Annotated in this window: 18 protein-coding genes and 1 pseudogene; 13 read left to right on the plus strand and 6 right to left on the minus strand. The window is 71.8% G+C overall.

The window, feature by feature from the left end; genetic code table 11:
- Nucleotides 1-128: 128 nt before the first annotated feature.
- The 9 genes and pseudogenes from ABFX51_RS34450 to ABFX51_RS34490 all read left to right on the plus strand — a co-directional run bounded on the left by ABFX51_RS34450 (nt 129) and on the right by ABFX51_RS34490 (nt 11,214).
- A complete protein-coding gene (locus tag ABFX51_RS34450) occupies nt 129-920 on the plus strand; it encodes a TIGR02569 family protein (protein ID WP_091511854.1) in 792 nt (263 codons plus the stop codon).
- A 108-nt stretch (nt 921-1,028) separates the two neighbouring features.
- Nucleotides 1,029-3,113, plus strand: coding sequence for a molybdopterin oxidoreductase family protein (locus tag ABFX51_RS34455; RefSeq protein ID WP_346056253.1), 2,085 nt, complete (start codon nt 1,029-1,031; stop codon nt 3,111-3,113).
- Nucleotides 3,110-4,556: pseudogene (locus tag ABFX51_RS34460) on the plus strand (FAD-dependent oxidoreductase). Before ABFX51_RS34455 ends, ABFX51_RS34460 begins: the two are co-directional and overlap by 4 nt.
- A gap of 14 nt (nt 4,557-4,570) precedes the next feature.
- Nucleotides 4,571-5,926 carry a nitrate/nitrite transporter gene (locus tag ABFX51_RS34465; protein WP_346056255.1) on the plus strand — a complete coding sequence of 452 codons (1,356 nt, stop codon included), beginning with the start codon at nt 4,571-4,573 and terminating at the stop codon, nt 5,924-5,926.
- A 20-nt stretch (nt 5,927-5,946) separates the two neighbouring features.
- Nucleotides 5,947-8,463 carry a nitrite reductase large subunit NirB gene (gene nirB, locus ABFX51_RS34470; RefSeq protein ID WP_346056256.1) on the plus strand — a complete coding sequence of 839 codons (2,517 nt, stop codon included), beginning with the start codon at nt 5,947-5,949 and terminating at the stop codon, nt 8,461-8,463.
- Complete coding sequence (gene nirD / locus ABFX51_RS34475; RefSeq protein WP_346056257.1) at nt 8,460-8,798, plus strand: nitrite reductase small subunit NirD; 339 nt, start codon at nt 8,460-8,462, stop codon at nt 8,796-8,798. The genes nirB and nirD overlap by 4 nt, the downstream gene beginning before the upstream one ends.
- Nucleotides 8,795-9,898 (plus strand): uroporphyrinogen-III synthase, encoded by a 1,104-nt coding sequence (locus tag ABFX51_RS34480; RefSeq protein WP_091511869.1) that lies wholly within the window; start codon nt 8,795-8,797, stop codon nt 9,896-9,898. Before nirD ends, ABFX51_RS34480 begins: the two co-directional genes overlap by 4 nt.
- On the plus strand, nt 9,895-10,563 hold the full coding sequence (locus ABFX51_RS34485) for a sirohydrochlorin chelatase (protein WP_091511872.1): 669 nt from the start codon (nt 9,895-9,897) through the stop codon (nt 10,561-10,563). Before ABFX51_RS34480 ends, ABFX51_RS34485 begins: the two co-directional genes overlap by 4 nt.
- A gap of 408 nt (nt 10,564-10,971) precedes the next feature.
- Nucleotides 10,972-11,214, plus strand: a complete 243-nt coding sequence (locus ABFX51_RS34490) for a hypothetical protein (RefSeq protein ID WP_091511875.1) — start codon at nt 10,972-10,974, stop codon at nt 11,212-11,214.
- A gap of 102 nt (nt 11,215-11,316) precedes the next feature.
- Here the strand turns inward: ABFX51_RS34490 and ABFX51_RS34495 are convergent, their stop codons facing one another.
- Both ABFX51_RS34495 and ABFX51_RS34500 read right to left on the minus strand, forming a co-directional pair.
- The gene (locus ABFX51_RS34495; RefSeq protein WP_346056259.1) at nt 11,317-12,024 is read right to left on the minus strand and encodes an aspartate/glutamate racemase family protein; all 708 of its coding nucleotides are present in this window, start codon (nt 12,022-12,024) and stop codon (nt 11,317-11,319) included.
- A complete protein-coding gene (locus ABFX51_RS34500; RefSeq protein ID WP_245783220.1) occupies nt 12,021-13,436 on the minus strand; it encodes an NCS1 family nucleobase:cation symporter-1 in 1,416 nt (471 codons plus the stop codon). The genes ABFX51_RS34495 and ABFX51_RS34500 overlap by 4 nt, the downstream gene beginning before the upstream one ends.
- A gap of 120 nt (nt 13,437-13,556) precedes the next feature.
- Between ABFX51_RS34500 and ABFX51_RS34505 the strand changes: the two genes are divergently transcribed.
- The gene (locus ABFX51_RS34505) at nt 13,557-14,207 is read left to right on the plus strand and encodes a GntR family transcriptional regulator (protein ID WP_091511877.1); all 651 of its coding nucleotides are present in this window, start codon (nt 13,557-13,559) and stop codon (nt 14,205-14,207) included.
- 88 nt (nt 14,208-14,295) lie between these two features.
- Entirely contained in the window at nt 14,296-15,573 is a 1,278-nt protein-coding gene (locus ABFX51_RS34510; protein WP_245783221.1) for a DUF6923 family protein, read from the plus strand.
- On the opposite strand, the gene ABFX51_RS34515 is transcribed toward ABFX51_RS34510, so the two are convergent.
- Both ABFX51_RS34515 and ABFX51_RS34520 read right to left on the minus strand, forming a co-directional pair.
- Nucleotides 15,570-16,685, minus strand: a complete 1,116-nt coding sequence (locus tag ABFX51_RS34515) for a winged helix DNA-binding domain-containing protein (RefSeq protein WP_091511883.1) — start codon at nt 16,683-16,685, stop codon at nt 15,570-15,572. The genes ABFX51_RS34510 and ABFX51_RS34515 overlap by 4 nt on opposite strands.
- A complete protein-coding gene (locus ABFX51_RS34520) occupies nt 16,682-17,056 on the minus strand; it encodes a DUF3224 domain-containing protein (RefSeq protein ID WP_091511885.1) in 375 nt (124 codons plus the stop codon). Before ABFX51_RS34520 ends, ABFX51_RS34515 begins: the two co-directional genes overlap by 4 nt.
- Nucleotides 17,057-17,117: 61 nt before the next feature.
- Here ABFX51_RS34520 and ABFX51_RS34525 point away from each other — a divergent pair, with 61 nt between their 5' ends.
- Together ABFX51_RS34525 and ABFX51_RS34530 are read left to right on the plus strand one after the other, a co-directional pair.
- Nucleotides 17,118-18,083, plus strand: coding sequence for a helix-turn-helix transcriptional regulator (locus ABFX51_RS34525; RefSeq protein WP_091511888.1), 966 nt, complete (start codon nt 17,118-17,120; stop codon nt 18,081-18,083).
- Nucleotides 18,076-18,882, plus strand: a complete 807-nt coding sequence (locus ABFX51_RS34530) for a uroporphyrinogen-III synthase (protein WP_091511891.1) — start codon at nt 18,076-18,078, stop codon at nt 18,880-18,882. The genes ABFX51_RS34525 and ABFX51_RS34530 overlap by 8 nt, the downstream gene beginning before the upstream one ends.
- 250 nt (nt 18,883-19,132) lie before the next feature.
- Here ABFX51_RS34530 and ABFX51_RS34535 read toward each other — a convergent pair whose 3' ends face one another.
- Together ABFX51_RS34535 and ABFX51_RS34540 are read right to left on the minus strand one after the other, a co-directional pair.
- A complete protein-coding gene (locus ABFX51_RS34535; RefSeq protein WP_346056260.1) occupies nt 19,133-19,903 on the minus strand; it encodes a siderophore-interacting protein in 771 nt (256 codons plus the stop codon).
- A gap of 48 nt (nt 19,904-19,951) precedes the next feature.
- Complete coding sequence (locus ABFX51_RS34540) at nt 19,952-20,239, minus strand: MGMT family protein (protein ID WP_346056261.1); 288 nt, start codon at nt 20,237-20,239, stop codon at nt 19,952-19,954.
- Nucleotides 20,240-20,242: the final 3 nt, after the last annotated feature.

A 20,242-nucleotide genomic window follows, 5' to 3' on the forward strand; every position in this document is an offset into this window, starting at 1 on the left:
CCCGGGGCGCCCTTTTCGTGCGGGTGGCGTCGGGGCGCGACGCGAGTCTGCCGACTTACTGAGCCGCCTCGAAAGGAGCCCCGGAAAACTCTTCCGGGGCTCCTTTTTGCGCAGGTAGCCTCGGGGTCGTGCCGTCCGAGTCCCCCGTGCCGCAGCGCGTGCTGAAGGCGTTCGGCGCTCAGGGGGAGCTGGAGCGCGTTCCCGGCAGCGGCGCCTGGCGTTGCGGCGACCTCGTGCTGAAACCCGTGGCGGACAAGGCCCGTGCCGTCTGGCTGGCCGACGTCCTTGGCCGGCTCGTCGTGCCGGACCTGCGGATCGCGCGGCCCGTGCGCACCACCGACGGGCGCTGGCTGATCGGTGGCTGGGCGGCCAGCCGCTACCTGCCGGGGCAACCGGAGCACCGGCACGACGAGACGATGCTCGCCGCGTTGAAGCTCGCCCACGCCACCGCCGGGCTGCCGCGGCCCGAATTCCTCGCGCGCCGTCAGGACCCCGACGCGATCGCCGACCGCGTGGCGTGGGGTGAGGTGGACGTGCCGGTCGACGAAAACCGGGGCGGCCGCTGGTTCGAGGTGCTCGCCGTCGCGCGAAGACCCGTGCGGCTGCCGGACCAGGTCGTCCCCGGAGACCTGTTCGGTGCCGTGTTGTTCGACGGGCCGTCCCCACCCGGCGTCGTCGACTTCGAGCCCTACTTCCGTCCCGCCGAGTGGGGCGCCGCCGTCGCCGCGGTGGACGCCGTCGCGTGGGGCGGCGCACCGCCGGAGTTCCTGCGACGGTGGTCACACCTGCCCGAATGGCCGCAGCTGATCCTGCGTGCCGTGTTGTTCCGCCTCGCCGCGCACTCACTTCGGCCCCGTGCCACGGTTTCCGCGCTCGACGGCCTGCGCGTCGCCGCCGCCGCGGTCAGCGAACTCCTCTGAGCAGCGCCTTCTCACCGCGCACCCGCCGCGATTCCCGAGCAATGTCAAACGCCTGAAACATTCGGACGTTTTCAGGTAACAAGCCCTCTTACCGTCAATTGGCGTCGGATGGAGGAGGTGCACGTGACGCTGACGGCGGAACAGCGGGTCGGGACGGCCACCCACTGCCCGTACTGCGCCCTGCAGTGCGGTATGACCGTGACCGGCACCACAGTCGCACCGCGTGAGTTCCCGACCAACGGCGGCGGCCTGTGCCAGAAGGGCTGGACGTCCGGTGCGCTGCTCACGTCTCCCGCGCGCCTGACCACCCCGCTCGTCCGCGTCGACGGCGAACTCGTGCCCGCCGCGTGGGACGACGCACTCGACCTGATCGCCCGCCGCCTGACCGAAATCCAGGCGCGGCACGGGAAGGACGCGGCCGCGGTGTTCGGCGGCGGCGGCCTGACCAACGAGAAGTCCTACCTGCTCGGGAAGTTCGCCCGGATCGCGCTGGGCACCTCGCAGGTCGACTACAACGGCCGGTTCTGCATGTCCTCCGCGGCGGCCGCGGGCAACAAGGCCTTCGGGCTGGACCGCGGGCTGCCGTTCCCGCTCACCGACCTCGCCGAGGCCGACGCGGTGCTGCTCGTCGGGTCCAACCCGGCCGAGACGATGCCGCCGTTCATGCAGCACCTGCGGCACGCCAAGGAGATCGGCGGGCTGGTCGTGGTGGACCCGCGGCGCACGCCGACCGCGGAGCAGGGCAACCTGCACCTGGCGCCCTCGCCGGGCACGGATCTCGCGCTCGCACTGGGCATCCTGCACGCCGCCGTCGCCGACGGGCACGTGGACTGGTCCTATGTGGACGAACGCACGCGCGGTTTCGACGCCGTGTGGCGGATCGTCGCGCGCTGGTGGCCCGAGCGCGTCGAGCGGGTGACCGGGGTGTCGGCCGCCGACCAGCGTCGCGTCGCGGAGCGGCTGGCCAACGCGCGCAACGCCTACATCCTCACCGCGCGTGGCACGGAACAGCACGCGAGCGGTTCCGACACGGTCAGCGCCTGGATCAACCTCGCGCTGGCGCTGGGCCTGCCCGGCCGCCGCGGCTCCGGGTACGGCTGCCTCACCGGGCAGGGCAACGGGCAGGGCGGTCGCGAGCACGGCCAGAAGGCCGACCAGCTGCCCGGTTACCGCAAGATCGACGATCCGGCCGCGCGCGAGCACGTCGCGGGGGTGTGGGGTGTCCCCGCGGAGTCGCTGCCGGGGCCGGGTCGCTCGGCGTACGAGCTGCTCGACGCGCTGGGCACGGAGGACGGGCCGAAGGCGCTGCTGGTGTTCGGCAGCAACGTGGTCGTCTCCGCGCCGCGCTCGGCGCACATCGCCGACCGACTGTCCGCTTTGGACTTCCTCGTCGTGTCGGACCTGGTGCTGTCGGAGACCGCCGCGCTCGCGGACGTCGTGCTGCCGGTGACGCAGTGGGCGGAGGAGAGCGGCACGATGACCAACCTCGAAGGCCGGGTCCTGCTGCGCCGCCGCGCGCTCGAACCCCCCGCGGGCGTGCGCACGGACCTCGAAGTGCTGCAAGGGCTCGCGACGCGGCTGGGGCAGCCCGCGGAGCGCTTCCCGGTCGACGCGGAAAGCGTTTTCACCGAACTCCGCGAGGCATCGAGGGGCGGCCTCGCCGACTACTCCGGCATCACGTACGACCGCTTGCGGGCGGGGGAAGCGTTGTACTGGCCCGTTCCCGCGGAGGAGCACGAGGGCACCCCGCGCGTGTTCCTCGACCGGTTCGCGCACGCGGACGGGCGGGCGCGGTTCGTGCCCGTCGAGCACCGCGGGCCCGCCGAACCGACGGACGAGGAGTTCCCGTTGCAGCTCACCACCGGACGTGTCCTGCAGCACTACCAGTCCGGCGCGCAGACGCGGCTGGTGAGCGAACTCAACGACGTCGTCCCCGAGGCCTACGTGGAAGTGCATCCCGACACCGCCGCCCGGTGCGGGCTGAGCGAAGGCGAGTGGGCGCGGTTGGCGTCGCGGCGCGGGGAGATGACCGCACGGGTGCGGTGCGTGTCCTCGATGCGGCCGGACGTCGTGTTCCTGCCGTTCCACTTCGCCGGGGCACAGCGGGCGAACCTGCTCACCAACCCCGCGCTCGACCCGACCAGCCGCATGCCCGAGTTCAAGGTCTGTGCCGTGAAGCTGGAGGTGGCATGAGCCCGCGCAAGGTCGTCGTCCTCGGGTACGGCATGGCGGGGGCGCGGCTGGCCGACGAAATCCGCCGCCGCGACCCGGAAGGCGACGCCGTCCACCTCACCGTGATCGGCGAGGAGCCGCACCACGCCTACAACCGCGTGCTGCTGTCGGCCGTCGTCGCCGGGACGATGCACTCGGACCTCGTGCGGCTGCACGAACCCGGCTGGGCCGCGGACCACGGGATCGACCTGCGCACCTCCGTGCGGGCCACCGGCATCGACCGGGAGCAGCGGCGGGTCGCGCTCGACGACGGGTCCGCTGTGGACTACGACGCGCTCGTGCTCGCCACCGGCAGCAAGCCGTGGCTGCCGCCGGTGGAAGGGCTGACCCGCGACGACGGCACGCTCGCGCCAGGTGTCGTGACGTTCCGGACGATGGAGGACTGCGAGCGCATCCTCGACGTCGCGAAGGCCGGAGCCCCCCGTGGCAGTCCTCGGCGGCGGGCTGCTCGGCCTCGAAGCGGCTCGCGGCCTTGCGGGGCGCGGAAACCTCGTCACCGTCGTGCACCCCGCCGGCCACGTCATGGAGCGGCAGCTCGACGCGGGTGCAGGACAGGTGCTGGCGCGACTGCTCGGCACCCACGGCATCGACTTCCGCCTCAACGCCTCCGCCGCCCGGTACCTGCCGGGCAGCGGCCTCAAGCTCGACGACGGCAGCAAGGTCGCCGCCGATCTCGTCGTGGTCTCCGCCGGGGTGCGGGCGGAGACCGGACTGGCCCGGGACGCCGGGCTGACCGTCGATCGCGGGGTGGTCGTCGACGACTCCCTGCGCACCAGTGACGGGCGTGTGTACGCCATCGGCGACTGCGCCCAGCACCCGGGCACGGTGTCCGGGCTGGTGGAACCCGCGTGGCAGCAGGCGGCGGTGCTCGCCGACCTGCTCACCGGCACCAGCGTCGCCGCGCGCTACCGCGGCACGCAGGTGGTCACCAAGCTCAAGGCCCGCGGCATCGACCTGACCGCGCTCGGCGACGCGCACACCGACGTGCACGACACCGACGCGGAAGTGCTGTCCCTGACCGACCCGACCGGCGGGCGTTACACGAAACTCGTGATCCGCGAAGACCGCGTCACCGGAGCGATCCTCCTCGGCGCACCCGACGCCGCCGCCACCATCACCCAGCTCTACGACCGCGGCGTGCCCGTGCCCGCCGACCGCCTCGCCGTCCTGCTCGGCCGGGCGCTGCCCTCGGGCGCGCCCGCCGCGGCCGGGCCGGCGGACCTGCCCGCCGCCGCCGTGGTGTGCCGGTGCAACTCCGTGACCAAGGGCCGGCTCGTCGAGGCGTTCCGCGCGGGCGCGACCGACGTGACCGAGCTGGCCTCCGCGACCAGGGCGACCACCGGCTGCGGCAGCTGCCGCGACGCCGTGTGCGGCATCGCCGACTGGCTGGCGACCACTTCCTGACAGGAGCCGAAGAAATGACGACTGCGACCCGCGGCCGCCGGTGGATCGAACACTGGACGCCGGAAGACGACACGTTCTGGGCCACCACCGGGAAGAAGGTGGCAAGGCGCAACCTGTGGTTCTCCATCTTCTCCGAGCACATCGGGTTCTCCATCTGGAGCCTGTGGTCGGTGATGGTGCTGTTCATGGGCCCGAAGTACGGGTTCTCGGCGGGTGACAAGTTCCTGCTGACCTCGACCCCGACGCTCGTCAGCGCGATCGCGCGGCTGCCCTACACCTTCGCCGTGGCGAAGTTCGGCGGTCGCAATTGGACGGTCGTGAGCGCGTTGCTGCTGCTGATCCCGAGCATCGCCGCGGCGATCGTGATCGAGCCGGGCACGCCGCTGTGGGTGTTCCTGCTCGTCGCCGCGCTCGGCGGCGTCGGCGGCGGGAACTTCGCGTCCTCGATGGCGAACATCAACGCGTTCTTCCCCGAGAAGGCCAAGGGCATGGCGCTGGGCCTCAACGCGGGCGGCGGGAACCTGGGCGTCGCCGTGATCCAGCTGATCGGCCTGCTGGTGATCGCCACCGCCGGCAACAACGCCCCGCGGATCGTGTTGTTCGTCTACCTGCCGCTGATCGTGATCGCCGCGCTGTGCGCGTACCTGTTCATGGACAACATCGCGTCGATGCGGAACGACGGCAAGGGCATGCGCGAGGTGGTGAAGGAGTCCCACACGTGGGTCATGTCCTTCCTCTACATCGGCACGTTCGGCTCGTTCATCGGCTACAGCTTCGCCTTCGGGCTGGTGCTGCAGAACCAGTTCGGCCGCACCCCGCTGCAGGCCGCCGCGGTGACGTTCCTGGGCCCGCTGCTCGGTTCGCTGTCGCGGCCGGTCGGCGGCTGGCTGTCCGACCGCATCGGCGGTGGCCGGATCACGTTCTGGAACTTCGTCGGCATGGCGGCGCTGACGGTGCTGCTGATCATCGCCTCGAACGCGAAGTCGCTGGCGTTGTTCACCGCCGCCTTCATCGTGTTGTTCGTGCTGACCGGGATCGGGAACGGCTCGACCTACAAGATGATCCCGGCGATCTTCCGCGCCAAGGCGAAGGCCGCGATCGCCGCGGGTGCCGACGAGACGGCCGAGCTGCTCAACGCCCGCAAGCTGTCGGGTGCCCTGATCGGGCTCGCCGGGGCGATCGGCGCGCTGGGCGGGTTGTTCATCAACCTGGCGTTCCGGCAGTCGTTCATGAACACCGGCAGCGGGGTGCCCGCCTTCGTCGGGTTCCTCGTGTTCTACGGGATCTGCTTCGTCGTGACCTGGGCGGTGTACCTGCGCCGGTCCGAGGTCGGCGACAACCAGCTGGCACTGGCCGGATCCCGGGTCTGAAGCTGCAAGGAGGAACGGATATGACGCGCACACTGGTCGTCGCCGGCCACGGCATGGTGGGCCACCGGCTCGTCGAGGAGCTGCGGGCGGCGGACACCGAGGGGCAGTGGCGGATCGTCGTGCTCGGCGAAGAGCCGCGCCCGGCGTACGACCGGGTCGCGCTGACGTCCTATGTGGACGGCTGGGACGCGCAGGCGCTGGACCTCGGCCCGCACACCGGGGTCGAACTGCGGCTGGGCGACCCGGTGGCGAGCATCGACCGGGAGGCCCGCACGGTCACCACCGCGGGCGGGCACACCGAGCACTACGACGCGCTCGTGCTCGCCACCGGGTCCCGGCCGTTCGTCCCGCCGGTGCCGGGGCGCGACCTGCCCGGCTGCTTCGTCTACCGGACGATCGAGGACCTCGACGCGATCCGGGCGGCCGTGGACAGCGCCAAGGCCCGCAAGCGCGGCCGCGCGGCCGCGATGGTGGTCGGCGGCGGGCTGCTGGGCCTGGAGGCGGCGAAGGCGTTGCGGGACATGGGTCTCTCGCCGCACGTGGTGGAGATGGCACCGCGGCTGATGCCGCTCCAGGTCGACGAGGGTGGCGGCAGCCTGCTGCGGAAGCTGGTCACCGAGCTGGACCTGACCGTCCACACGGGAACGTCGGCGGCGAAGATCGAGCAGGACGGGGACCGGCTGACCGCGAGCCTGACGAACGGCACGGAGCTGGACCTCGACCTGATCGTGTTCTCCGCCGGTGTCCGCCCGCGTGACGAGCTGGCTCGTGAAGCCGGGCTCGCGGTGGGTGAACGCGGCGGCGTGCTGGTCGATTCCTCCTGCCGCACCAGCGATCCGTCGATCTGGGCGATCGGCGAGTGCGCGGCGGTCGACGGCCGCTGCTACGGGCTCGTCGCGCCCGGCTACACGATGGCGGAGATCGTGGCGGGGCAGCTGCTGGGCAAGGACGGCGAGTTCCCCGGCGCCGACATGTCGACCAAGCTGAAGCTGATGGGCGTGGACGTGGCGAGCTTCGGTGACGCCCACGCCGCCACCGAGGGCGCGCTGGAGGTCGTGCTCGCCGACGCGGTTTCGGGCTACTACAAGAAACTCGTCGTGTCACCCGAGGGAACGCTGCTCGGCGGTGTGCTGGTCGGCGACGCGAGTTCGTACAACCTGCTGCGCCCGCTCGTCGGCAGCCCGCTGCCCGCCGACCCGGCCGCGATGCTCGCGCCGGAGGGCGCTTCGGGTGCGGTCGGCGTGGACGCGCTGCCGGACGAGGCCGGGATCTGCTCCTGCAACAACGTGACGAAGGGCATGATCACCGAGGCCATCCGCACGCAGGGCTGTGACAGCGTCGCCGCCATCAAGGGCTGCACACGGGCGGGCACGACGTGCGGCTCGTGCGTGCCGATGCTGTCGAAGCTGCTCGACGCGTGTGGTGTGGTGCAGTCGAAGGCGGTGTGCGAGCACTTCGCGTACTCGCGGCGCGAGCTGTTCGAGATCATCAAGGCCACCCGGATCACCACGTTCGGTGAGCTCATCGCCAAGCACGGCACCGGCGCGGGCTGCGCGATCTGCAAGCCGGCGGTCGCCTCGATCCTCGCGACGATCGGGACCACCGAACGCGACGGCGGCCACGTCCTCGACGGTGAGCAGGCGAGCCTGCAGGACACCAACGACCACTTCCTGGCCAACATGCAGCGCAACGGCACCTACTCGGTGGTGCCCCGCGTGCCCGGCGGCGAGATCACCCCGGCGAAGCTCAAGGTGATCGCCGAGGTCGCGGACGAGTTCGGGCTGTACACCAAGATCACCGGCGCACAGCGCATCGACCTGTTCGGTGCGACCGTGGACCAGCTGCCGCACATCTGGAAGCGGCTCGTGGACGCGGGCATGGAGTCCGGGCACGCGTACGGCAAGGCGCTGCGGACGGTCAAGTCGTGCGTGGGCTCCACGTGGTGCCGCTACGGCGTGCAGGACAGCGTGGGCATGGCCGTGGAGCTGGAGCTGCGGTACCGCGGGCTGCGCTCGCCGCACAAGCTCAAGGCGGGGGTCTCGGGCTGCGCGCGTGAGTGCGCGGAGGCGCGGGGCAAGGACTTCGGTGTGATCGCGACGGAGAAGGGCTGGAACCTCTACGTCGGCGGCAACGGCGGCACCTTCCCCCGGCACGCCGAGCTGCTGGTGTCCGATGTGGACTCCGAGTCGCTGATCCGCTACATCGACCGGTTCCTCATGTTCTACGTCCGCACCGCGGACCGCCTCCAGCGGACGGCGCCCTGGATCGAGGAGATGGAGGGCGGGCTCGACCACCTGCGTGAGGTCATCGTGGACGACAAGCTCGGCATCTGTGAGGAGCTCGACGCGGCGATGGCCAAGCACGTGGAGAACTACGCCGACGAGTGGCGTGGCGTGCTCGAAGACCCGGAGAAGCTGGCGCGGTTCACGTCGTTCGTGAACGCGCCCGGCGCGCCGGACCCGACGATCTCGTTCAGCACCGAGCGCGAGCAGAAGGTGCCCGTCCTGCTGGGAGTTCCGGAGGTGGTGTCCCGATGACCACGATGCAGACGCGCACGGTGGCCGTGTGCGAGCTGGCGAGGCTGATCCCCGGCCGCGGGGTCGCCGCGCTGCTGCCCGACGGCAGGCAGGTGGCGGTCTTCCTGACGGCGGAGGGCGAGCTGTACGGGCTGTCCAACATCGACCCGTTCGCACGGGCGGCGGTGCTCTCGCGCGGGCTGGTCGGGGAGAGCGGGGGAGTGCCGTTCGTGGCGTCGCCGTTGCTGAAGCAGCGGTTCGACCTGCGCACCGGGGTGTGCCTCGACGACGACTCGGTCGTCATCCGCACCTACGAGGTGCAGGTCGTGGACGGTGTGGTGCACGTTTGCCCATGACTCAGATCCCGCCGCTCGCCGGGTTCGCGGTGGGCATCACCGCCGCCCGCCGCGCCGACGAGCTGGGCGCGCTGCTCGTGCGCAAGGGTGCGACGGTGCGGTACGGCCCGGCGATCCGGATCGTGCCGCTCGCCGACGACACCGAGCTGCACGCCGCGACGGCCGGGCTGCTGGAGGAGCAGGTGGACGTCGTCGTAGCGACCACCGGCATCGGCTTCCGCGGCTGGATCGAGGCGGCGGAGGGCTGGGGCCTTGGCGAGGAGCTGCTGAACCGGCTGAGCAAGGCGACGCTGCTGGCGCGCGGCCCGAAGGCGCGTGGCGCGATCCGCGCGGCGGGGCTGTCGGAGCAGTACTCCCCGGCGTCGGAGAGCAACGCCGAGCTGTTGCAGCACCTCCTGGACACCGGGGTGGCGGGCAAGCGGGTCGCGGTGCAGCTGCACGGCGAACCGTTGCCGTACTTCGTCGACTCGCTGCGTTCGGCGGGGGCCGAGGTGATCGAGGTGCCGGTGTACCGGTGGGTCGGGCCCGCCGATCCCGGCCCGCTCGACCGGCTGCTGGACGCGGTGCTCGACGGCGCGATCGACGCGATGCCGTTCACCAGCGCACCCGCCGCGGCGAGCATGCTGGCGGTGGCCAAGCGGACGGGACGGCACGCGGCGCTGGTCAACGCGTTGACGCACCGCGTGCTGGTGGCGTGCGTCGGCCCGATCACGGCGGCACCGCTGGCGGCGCTGGGAATTCCGACCGTCCAGCCGGACCGCGCCCGCATCGGGGCGCTGGCGCGGACGGTCGCGCAGGCGCTGACTGAGCGGTCGCCGCGGCTGTGCGCGGCGGGGCGGCAGATCGAGCTGCGCGGACAGGCGGCCATTGTGGACGGTCAGCTGTGTGAGATCCCGCCGGCGCCGATGGCGGTGCTGCGGGCGCTGGCGCGGGAACCGGGACGGGTGGTGTCGCGGCGGGAGCTGACGGCGGCGTTGCCCGGCGGCGGCGAGGAACACGCGGTGGAGACGGCGATCGGGCGGTTGCGGACCGCGTTGGGAGAGGGACGGCTCGTGCAGACCGTGGTGAAGCGGGGTTACCGGCTGGCGGTGGAACGATGATCGTGCTCGCCGCTCACGGCACCAGGGACCCGGCGGGGCCGCGCGTGATCACGCGGCTGGCGGCGCGGGTGTCTTCGGCGACGGGTGTGCCGGTTCGCGTGGCTTATGCCGACGTGCGGGAGCCCGACGTGACAACGGTTTTGCGCTCGGTGCGAGGTCCGGCCGTGGTGGTGCCCGCGTTCCTGGCTTCGGGTTACCACGTGCGCGTGGACATCCCGGCGCAGATCGAGGCCAGCGGGCACCCGGACGTCGTGCTGACCCCTGCGTTCGGGCCCGCGCCGGAGCTGGTTCTCGCGGTGCGTGACCGGCTCGTGTCGGCGGGGTACCGGCGCGGGGACGCGGTGGTACTGGCGGCGGCGGGGTCGAGCGATCCGCGGGCCCTGGCGGAGGTGCGGGCGGCGGCTCGGGCGCTTTCGTCCCTTTTGGACACTCGGGTACGGATCGGGTACGCGGCGACGGCGAGCCCGTCGGTGGCGGAGGCGGTCGCGTCGTGCTCCGGGCGGGTGGCGGTCGCTTCGTGGCTGCTGGCGCCCGGGTTGTTCCAGCGACGGCTCTCGGCGGCGGGGGCGGATGTGGTGGCCGAGCCGCTGGGCGTGCACGCGGGCGTGGTGGACCTGGTCGTGCGGCGGTACCGGCAGGCGGTGGCCCGGTCGGTGGCGGCGTGAGTTTCACAGCTGACTCGTAGGTTCCGCACACGGGTTTCCCAGGCGCCGGGACGAGAGTGGATCTCGTCAGCAACCGGACTTCCGCGAAGAGGGGCCCCGATGACGCACGACTCCGCGCAGCCGGACACCCGCGGCGGGCAGCCGCTTCCCGGACGGGGTGGGGTGGCGGCGTTGCCGGGACAGCCCGGCTCGGCGCCTCCCGGACAGGGCGGTGGGGCGGCGTTCCCCGGACAGCCGGGCTCGGCGCCTCCCGGACGGGGTGGCGCGGCTGCGGCGGCGTTCCCGGGACAGGGCCGTGAGGCGGCGCTTCCCGGACAGCCCGGCTCGGCGCCTCCCGGACAGGGTGGGGCGGCCGCGACGACCGCAGCCCCCACGGCGGCGCCCGCCCCACCCGCCTACTCCTGGCCCGTGCCACCGAAACCCCCGAACCGGCTCTCGGCGGGCCTCGCGGCGATCCTCGCGGCGGCGGCGCTCGTCGTCGGCGGCAGCGTGGGTTTCGTGATCGGGCACACGACCGGTTCCGACTCCGGCACCGTGCCGGACACGAGCCAGTTCGGCCCCGGTGGGAGCGGCTACGGCCCCGGCGGGATGGGCGGTTTCCCGGGGCAGCAGGACGGTACCGACCAGGGCCAGTCCGGCGATTCGACCTGATCCGCCACGGCGCCTGCCCGCGGATCCGGCTTCGGTGAGCCCTGAGCCCACCGTTCGCGAGGCTGACCGCTCGAGCCGCTCGGGGGCTCGGGCGGTCAGTCGTCACCGTCCCCAGCGCCGCGACTTCGGCAGCGGCTTCGGATAGCCCACGCGGCTCGTCCGCAGGCCCAGCGCCACCAGCGATTCCGCGAGCCGCACGGCCGCGGCGACGCCGTCGATCACCGGGATTCCCAGCTCCGCGCTGATCCGCCGGTCCAGCCCGGTCATCCCGGCGCAGCCCAGCACCACCACCTCCGCACCCCGGTCCCGCACCCGCCGCGCCGCCGTCACCAGCGCCGACGCCGTGCGCACCTCGTCGGCGAGTTCCAGCACCCCGAGCCCCGAGCCCACGACGCCGACGCAGTGCGCGGCCACCCCGGCGCCCTGTAGGCTGTCCTCGATCAACCCGCACGTTCTGTCCAAAGTGGTCACCACGCCGTACCGCCGTCCAAGCAGGCACGCGAGGTGTGCCGCGGCTTCGGTGATGTCCACGACCGGCACGTCCAGCAACTCCCGCGCACCCTCGCGGCCGTGTTCCCCGAACCCGGCGAGTACGACCGCGTCGAACGTCTCCTCCGTGGTGCGCAACAGGTCCAGCACCGCGGCGGCGGAGAGGAAGCTGTCCAGCCACCCCTCCGCGGACTCCGGCCCCCACGCCGGCGTCAACGCGACGATCTCCGTGCCGGGGCTCGCCGCCGCGCGCGCCCCGGCCTCGATCTCCTTCGTCATCGCCTCGGTGGTGTTGCAGTTGGTCACCAGGATCCTCGTCACTTCCGCGACACCGCCCAGTACGCCAGCGCCGACACCGCGGTACCGATGAACCACGAGTACGGCGCCGCCGGTTCGAAGACGGGCACCAGCGCGATCACCGCGGTCAGCGCCGCCGTCGGCACGAACACCCCGAGCGCCCGCGGGTTGACCCCGCGCCGGTAGTGGTACGGCGATCCCGCGGCCGGGTCGAACAGCGCCGCCACGTCCACCTTGCCGCGTTTGACCAGGTAGTAGTCGATGATCATGATCCCGAACAGCGGCCCGAGGAAAGCGCCGAGCCCGCCGAGGAAGTAGTTCACGACCGCGGGGGAGGAGTACAGCTTCCACGGCAGCACGCACAGCGCGAACACCGCGCTGATCATCCCGCCGGTCCGGAAGTTGATCCGCTTCGGCCAGATGTTGGCGAGGTCGTAGGCGGGAGAGACGAAGTTCGCGACGATGTTGACGCCCATCGTCGCCACGGCGAACGTCAGCGCGCCGACGATCAGCACCGGCGTGTTGTGCACCTTCGCCAGCAGCTCCGCGGGATCGGTGATGGCCTCGCCGAACACCTTCAGGCTGCCCGCCGTGACGATCACCGACAGCAGCGCGAACGCGGTCGAGTTGATCGGCAGGCCCCAGAAGTTGCCGCGCCGTACCGTCCTCTGGTCGGGCGTGAACCGAGAGAAGTCGCAGAAGTTGAGCATCAGCGTCCCGTAGGTCGCAAGGATCAGCCCGGCCGCGCCGAACCACTGCCGCACCTGCTCACCGGTGGAAAGCGCTTTCGGGCTTTCCGTGAACGAGATGCTCCAGTTCCCCGCCGCCAGAATCCACACCGCGAGCGCGATCATCACGACCCAGATCGCCGGCCCGCACCAGTCCTGGAACTTCCGCACCGACTCCATGCCGCGCGTCAGGATCAGCGCCTGCACCGCCCACAGCGCGACGAAGCAGATCCAGCCGAGCGCGTGCAGACCGAGGAAGCCGTGCTCGGTAAGCGGTTTCAGCCCCGGGTCGATGGCCAGCACGAGCACCGTGATCGCGACCGAGGCGAGGTAGGTCTGGATGCCGTACCAGAAGATCGCGATGACGGCCCTGATCAGCGCGGGCAGGTTCGCCCCGGCGGTGCCGAAGCTGATCCGCGCGACGACGGGGAACGGCACGCCGGTGCGCTGCCCGACGCGGCCCATCAGGTTCATCCCGACGTAGATGATCACGAACCCGAACAGCAGGGCCGTGAACACCTGCCACGCCGACAGGCCGAGCACGAACAGCCCGGCCGCGAACGTGTAGTTGCCGAGGTTGTGCACGTCGGACATCCACAGCGCGAAGATGTCGTAGACCTTCCACTTCCGCTCCTTGGCGGGGGCGAGGTCCTCGTTGTAGAGGCGGGAGTCGGGCGGGGCTTCGGACGTGAGGTCGACGGCGGTCACGAGCGCCTCCAGCGGTTTGGGATACCAAACTTTGGTATACCAAAGGTCGTACACTGGCGGCCGGGCGTCAAGGGAGAGGCGGGTTGCGTTCATGTTTCCGATCCGGACGGGTGGTCCGGCGTGACCGAAGCCGGCGTGAAGCCACTGGCCGCGGTACGGCAGCGGGTGGTCGACGAGCTGCGTGACCGGATCATCACCGGGCGGCTGAAGCCCGGCGACCGGCTCGTGGAGCGCGACCTCGCCGAGGACCTCGGCGTGTCCCGCCTGCCGGTGCGCGAGGCGATCCGCGCGCTGGAGTCGGAGGGGTTCCTGGAAACCCCGTCACCACGCCGCGTCGTCGTGCGTCAACTGTCCAGAGTGGACGTCGAGGAGCTGTTCGACGTGCGGGAGGCGCTGGAGGTGCTGGCCGCCGGCCTGGCCGCCGAACGCGCGGGCGAAGCGGGGCGGGCCCGGCTGGAGGCGATACTGGACGAGGCCGCGGCGGCGACCCGGAGCGGGCAGGGCAGCCGGATCACCGAGGCGAACAACCGCTTCCACGACGAGATCCTCGCCGTCGCCGACCACCGGTTGCTGTCCACGCTCATGCAGCCGCTCGAAGGCCGCCTCGCGTGGCTGACCGGCCAGAACGAGCACTGGGAGGACCTGCTGGCCGAGCACCGCAGGCTGTACGAAGCCATCGCGTCGGGCGACGCGGAGCGAGCCAGAGCGTGCGCGCTGGAGCACGTGCGGGTCAACCGCGAGGTGACCCTTTCGCTGCTCTTCCCCGTCTGACCTACCGCAACAGGGGGAGGTCGCGACATGTCCGCCCGTGACCGCCCCTCCTCCCGGTGACGAGTTCCGTCCACCGGAAGGAAGATCAGTGGTCGTTCAACAGTTGAAGCGCGCCGGGATGCTGACCCTGGCCGCGTCCGCGGTGGCGGGCGGGCTGGTGTTCACCGGCGCGGGTACGGCGTCGGCCGCGCCGTTCGTCTGCACGGGCCAGGTTTTCCTGGCACAGGGGGTGAACAACAACACCCAGGGGCAGCTCTATTCGGGCACCTTCGGCGAGGGCAACATCACCTTCAGCCCGGTCGGTGCTCCGGCGCCGGGCAATTACAACGCGATCGGTTACAACCCAGTCGACAACTACCTCTGGGGTATTCGCTTCGACAACGGCGGGCTGTGGCGCATCGATTCGGACGGCACGGCGACCGGTTTCGGCCCGCCGACCGGCCTGCCCGCTCCCGGTTCCACAGTAGGCGGCGTGACGGTCGCCGGGTACAACATCGGCGCGTTCGATGATGCGGGGCTCTTGTACGTCGCGACTTCCGAAGCCCCCTACATCTGGGTCATCAACCCGGTGACGAACAGCGTCGTCCGGCGCATCGACCTCAGCGCCAACCCGAAGGTATCCGACTTCGTGTTCGCAGACGGGTACCTGTGGGGGACCTCGCAAGCCAATGGCTCCATCGTGCGGATCAACCCGAACACCGGCGCCGTCGAGAACTTCAACGCCGGTCTGCCCGTCGGGACCTACGGTGGCGCGTTCGCCTACGGCAACGGCGACCTCGGCATGTACAACAACAACGGCACGCTGTACCGGATCGAGGTGACCAACCCGGCCTCCGCGAGTCCGACGTTCCGCGTGATCTCCACGCAGACCGGGCCCGCGTCGGGCGGGAACGACGCCACCTCCTGCGTCGCGCAGCCGACCGATCTCGGGATCATCAAGGATGGTCCTGAGCAGGTGAACAACGGCGAGACCGTCACCTACACGCTGACCGTGCTGAACAACGGTCCGGGCACGTCGACCGGTTACACCGTGACGGACTCGATCCCGGCGGGCCTGACGAACGTGACCACCAGCTCGCCCGGCTGCTCGGTGGCGAACATGGTGCTGACCTGCACCGGCGGCACGCTGGGTGTCGGCGACAGCACGACGATCACCGTCTCCGGCACCGCCGACGGCACTGTCGAGACCCTGTACAACACGGCGAACGTGCGCGGTAACGAGGAGGACCCGAACCCGGCCAACGACAACTCGAACACCGTGGTGACCCAGGTGGTGCCGATGTTCGCGGCGCCGATGGCGGCGGGGGCGTTCGCCCTCGCCGGTGGCGGTTTCGCGTTGCGCCGCCGCCGGCGTAGCGTCCGCTAGCTCCAGGTCAGGCGCAGGTCCGCGAACCCGCGGACCTGCGCCACCCTGGCGGCTTCCTCCTCGACGGCCTTCCGCGTGGCGGCGGGCAGCGGGGCGAACGGCGTGATCGTGAAGTCCAGCCGCTTGCGGCCGCTGCCCTTGGTGCGCCACGTCCCCGCGATCTCGCCGTCCGCGAGGAGCGCGCCCGGGTTGCCGAGGATCTTCCACACTTCCTTCTGCCGCGCCTTGTCCGGCACGAGCGTCGCCCGGTCACGGGACTGGAGGAACGGGTCCCACGGCGGCAGGAGCCGCACCACCGCGGGTTCGGGCGGGTCGGCCAGCAGGTCGGCGTCGGCCGCCGCGATGAACGTCTTCCGCCCCTCGAACCGGACCTCCACCAGGTCCCCGGGCCACATCCGCTTCTTCACCAGCGTCGCCGTGGTCCCGACGAACCCGGCAGCGTCAGCCGCGGTCGCCGGGCCGTGCAGGCGCAGGTAGTTCGCGACGACGCCGGCCGCCGCGGCGGCATCCGGTTCCGTGCGCGGGCGGTACTCGAAGGGCGCGAGCACCGCCGGGAACACGCCCGCCTCCAGCCCCACCCCGCCGTGGATCGCGGCCAGGCGCATGACCTGCTCCAGGATGTGCGTGGTCCCGCAGCCGCGGCACGGGTACGACAGCCCGGGTGCCACGAGCTTGGTGACCTCGGTGCTCACCGCGCCCTTGCTCATCGGCCGGTCCACCACCCGCCGCATCGCACGGGCGGCCTCGAACAGCCCGTCCGTCGCGGACCTGCCCGCCGCCTCGACCTGCCGCCGCTGCCAGCCCATGCGGGCCATCGCGTCGGCCTCCTCCAGCGGTACGAGCGAAGCCGCGACCGTCGGCAGTTCGTCGGCCCGGTGGAAGTGCGGCGCACCGCGGTGTGTCCAGGCGAGGGCGAACCGGTCATCGTCCACAAGGGACTCTTCGGTGAGCTCGCCGTCGAGCCGCGCGGCCAGTGCGATCGCGGCCGTGTCCCGCTGCGTGCTCTGCACGCCGAGGTCGAACACGGCCAGGCGGTCGGCTTCGGCCTCCGTGCGGTGCAGGCCCTGCGCGGCGATCCGGTAGGCGAGCACCTGCTCCCGGTCGACGATCACAGCTGGTAGGCGAAGGTGTAGGACATCGTCTCGCTCGCTCCCTCGATCGTCCCGACGCCGCTCAGGCCCGTCAGTTCGCCGGTGCCGGAACCCGGCACGACCGTGAACGTCCCGCGGACACCGTGTGCCGAATAACCTACCTCGTGCCGGATGACGAAACTGCCCTTCCGGCCGTCGACGCTGCCGGTGATCCGCTCGAAGCCCGGCGCGGGGCCCTCGCCCGGGTAGTACAGCAGGTAGTCGCACACCGAGCTGCCCTCGATGAGCCCCTGGTAGTCGAACGTGCAGTGCGCGTGGGCGAAGCGCGGGCCGTCCTCGGGGCCGTCGACGATCTTCTCGTCCCAGGTCTTCATGGTGAACGTGTTGGTCATGAGCACAGCTTCGCGCTCATACCTGACATCTTCTGTCAGTCTTTCCGCGAGAATGGGAACCATGCGGGCGAGCAGGTTGCTGTCGGTGCTGCTGCTGTTGCAGAACCGCGGCCGGATGACGGCCGAGGAACTGGCGGCGGAGCTGGAGGTCTCGGTGCGCACGGTGTACCGGGACGTCGAGGCGTTGTCGGCCGCCGGGGTGCCGGTGTACGCGGACCGGGGGCGGACGGGCGGGTACCAGCTGGTCGACGGGTACCGCACGCGGCTGACGGGCCTGACGGAGGAAGAGGCGCAATCGCTTTCGCTGGCCGGACTGCCCGGCGCCGCCGCGGAACTCGGCCTGGGCACGGTGCTCGCCGCGGCGCAGCTGAAGCTGTACGCCGCGCTGCCGCGGGAGCTGCGGGAGCGGGCCGGGCAGGTCGCGGAGCGGTTCCTGCTCGACGTGCCCGGGTGGTTCCGCGGCATCGAAAGCCTGCCGCAGCTCGCCGAGATCGCGCGGGCGGTGTGGGAGGGGCGGCGGATCAGCACGCGGTACCGGCGCTGGGACCGCACCGAGGTGGACCGCGTGCTGGAACCGCTCGGGCTCGTGCTGAAGGCGGGCAACTGGTACCTCGCGGCGCGGTCCGGGGACAGCGTCCGCACGTACCGGGTCTCGCGCATCGCCGATCCGGTGGTGGGGGAGCGGTTCGAGCGACCGTCCGATTTCGACCTCGCGGCGTACTGGCGCGAGTGGGGTGAGCAGTTCGAAAAGCGGCTGTACCCGAGGAAGGCAGTGGTGCGGCTGTCGCGACTGGGGCAGGACCTCGTACCTTTCTACCTGGGAGCCGTCGGTGCGCGCGCGTTGCGCGAGTGCCGGGACGAACCGGACGAGGACGGGTGGTTGCGAGTGGAGTTGCCGGTGGAACCGGGTGCTCCGGCGCTCGGCGAGTTGTTGCGCTTCGGGCCGGAGTTGCAGGTGCTCGAACCCGCCGACCTCAGAGCCGAGGTCGTCGCCGCGATCGAGCGGATGGCGGTGAACTATGGGTGACCTCAGCGGCGTGACGATCGGGGTGACCGCCGAACGGCGCGCCGAGGAGTTCATCAGTGCGCTCGAACGCAACGGCGCCACGGTCCGGCACGCGCCGATGATCCACATCGTGCCCCTGCCCGACGACGACCGCCTCCGCGCCGCGACGGACGAGGTGCTGTCCGGGGAGCTCGACGTCCTGGCGGTCACGACGGGCGCCGGGTTCCGCGGCTGGCTGGAGGCGGCCGACGGCTGGGGTGTGTCGGAGCGGCTGCTGGAGCGGCTGGGGCGGGCGCGGATCTTCACGCGCGGGCCGAAGGGCAAGGGCGCGGTGCGGGGGCGCGGGCTGACCGAGGAGTGGTCGGCGCCCGAGGAGAGCAACCGGCAGCTGTTCGCGCACCTGCTCGGGGAGGATCTCGCGGGCAAGCGGGTGGCGGTGCAGCTGCACGGTTCGCCGCTGCCCGAGCACACGGCGGCACTGCGGGAGGCCGGTGCCCGGCTGATCGAGGTGCAGCCATACCGGTGGGAGTGGCCGGCGGATCTGGCGCCGGCGCACCGGTTGCTCGACGGGGTGCTGGAGCGGCAGGTGCAGGCGCTGGCGTTCACGAGCGCCCCGGCGACGGCGAACCTGCTGGCGCTGGCCCGGCAGCGGGGTGCGTACGACGCGCTGCTGGCCGCGCTCCGGGGAGACGTCGTGTGCGCGTGCGTCGGCCCGGTGACGGCGGCGCCGCTGACGGAGGCCGGGGTCCCGACGCTCCAGCCCGAGCGGCAACGGCTCGGCGCGCTGGTGAAGCTGCTGGTGGCGGAGCTGGGCTCCTGACGGCTGGGGTGCGCGGGCCGCGCGGTGGCGGGGCCGCGGGGCGGATTGCGGCGGCTTTGGAGGGGCCACGCTGGGCGGCTGGCAGCTGTCGTGGCGGGAGGCGGTCGCGGTGGCGCGTGGCTTCTCGCCACACGTCCCGGAGCCCCGGCGGCCGATGGTCCGCGCGGGTCACTGCCCCGACCGCCCGCGGCGACATCCCGGCGAAACCCGTGCCCCCCGAGATCAGCCCCGGCGCAACACCTGCCCCGGATCAGACCAGCTGGTCGTGGGTGGCGCCGCGGCGCCAGTAGCCCGTGAAGGTGATGTTGCTCTTCGCGATCCCGCGGTCGTTCACGAGGTGCCGCCGCGCGAACTTGACCATGCCCGCCTCGCCCGAGATCCAGCCGTAAGGGGTCCCTTCGGGGAGCCGCGCCATGCGGACCGCGTTCAGCACCGCCTGGCCGTGCGCCTGCGCGCCCCGGTGCAGCCAGTGCACCTCGACGTTCCCGAGCGTGGTGAACCGCTGCTGCTCGGCGGGGCTCGGCACCTCGATGTACGCGTGCGCCACCGCTCCCGGCGAAAGCCGCTCCAGGATCGCGCCGATCGCGGGCAGTGCGGTCTCGTCACCGATGAGGAGCTGGTAGTCCGTGCCCGCGGGGACCGTGTGCAGCCCGCCCGTGCCGAGCAGCGCGATCGTCTGCCCCGGCCGCGCGCTCAGCGCCCAGCGGCTCGCCGGGCCGGTGTCGCCGTGCAGCACGAAGTCGATGTCCAGCTCCGTACCACGGTGTGCGCGCACCGTGTACGTGCGGATCGGCGGCCTGATCTCCTCCGGCATCCCCAGGTAGTTCTGGTACCACGAGTCGCACAGCATGTCCGGCAGCTCCGGGCGCTCCTGGCCCGCCAGCGGGAAGAACAGCTTCACGTAGGCGTCCGGGCACGTCGCGGTCAGCCCGCGCAGGCCCTCGCCGGTGAAGCTGATCCGCGCCATGTGCGGGCTGAGCCGGCGCACCCGCGCCACCTGGATCTCGCAGAAGACCGCCACGAAGGGAAGGCTAACCTAAACACCCACCGGGGAAAAGGGTAGCCCCGCTCACACGCGCCAGCGGTACGCACGGAGATCGACCTTCTGCCCGTCCGCGAGCACGCCCTCCGCCCGCAGCAGCTCCAGCTGCCGGTGCGCGAGGTGCGGCGCCGGGGTGCCGTCGGCACGCAGGATCCGGTGCCACGGCAGGTCGTGCCCGTCCTCCCGCAGCACGCGGCCGACCAGACGAGGGGTGGACGCGCCCGCGATCGCCGCGATGTCGCCGTACGTCGCGACCCGCCCCGTCGGGACCGACGCGATCACGTCACGCACCCGCTCGTGCAGCTGCTCGTCCACGGA

The organism is Amycolatopsis dongchuanensis (genome assembly GCF_039542405.1).
GTDB classification, from domain to species: Bacteria; Actinomycetota; Actinomycetes; order Mycobacteriales; family Pseudonocardiaceae; genus Amycolatopsis_E; species Amycolatopsis_E sacchari.

What these genes read in the sequence shown, in the direction of transcription:
- ABFX51_RS34455 (WP_346056253.1), top strand. Translation starts at nt 1,029, where the DNA reads ATGGAGGAGGTGCACGTGACGCTGACGGCGGAACAGCGGGTCGGGACG.
- ABFX51_RS34465 (WP_346056255.1), top strand. Translation starts at nt 4,571, where the DNA reads ATGACGACTGCGACCCGCGGCCGCCGGTGGATCGAACACTGGACGCCG.
- nirB (WP_346056256.1), top strand. Translation starts at nt 5,947, where the DNA reads ATGACGCGCACACTGGTCGTCGCCGGCCACGGCATGGTGGGCCACCGG.
- nirD (WP_346056257.1), top strand. Translation starts at nt 8,460, where the DNA reads ATGACCACGATGCAGACGCGCACGGTGGCCGTGTGCGAGCTGGCGAGG.
- ABFX51_RS34480 (WP_091511869.1), top strand. Translation starts at nt 8,795, where the DNA reads ATGACTCAGATCCCGCCGCTCGCCGGGTTCGCGGTGGGCATCACCGCC.
- ABFX51_RS34485 (WP_091511872.1), top strand. Translation starts at nt 9,895, where the DNA reads ATGATCGTGCTCGCCGCTCACGGCACCAGGGACCCGGCGGGGCCGCGC.
- ABFX51_RS34520 (WP_091511885.1), bottom strand. Translation starts at nt 17,056, where the DNA reads ATGACCAACACGTTCACCATGAAGACCTGGGACGAGAAGATCGTCGAC.
- ABFX51_RS34525 (WP_091511888.1), top strand. Translation starts at nt 17,118, where the DNA reads ATGCGGGCGAGCAGGTTGCTGTCGGTGCTGCTGCTGTTGCAGAACCGC.
- ABFX51_RS34530 (WP_091511891.1), top strand. Translation starts at nt 18,076, where the DNA reads ATGGGTGACCTCAGCGGCGTGACGATCGGGGTGACCGCCGAACGGCGC.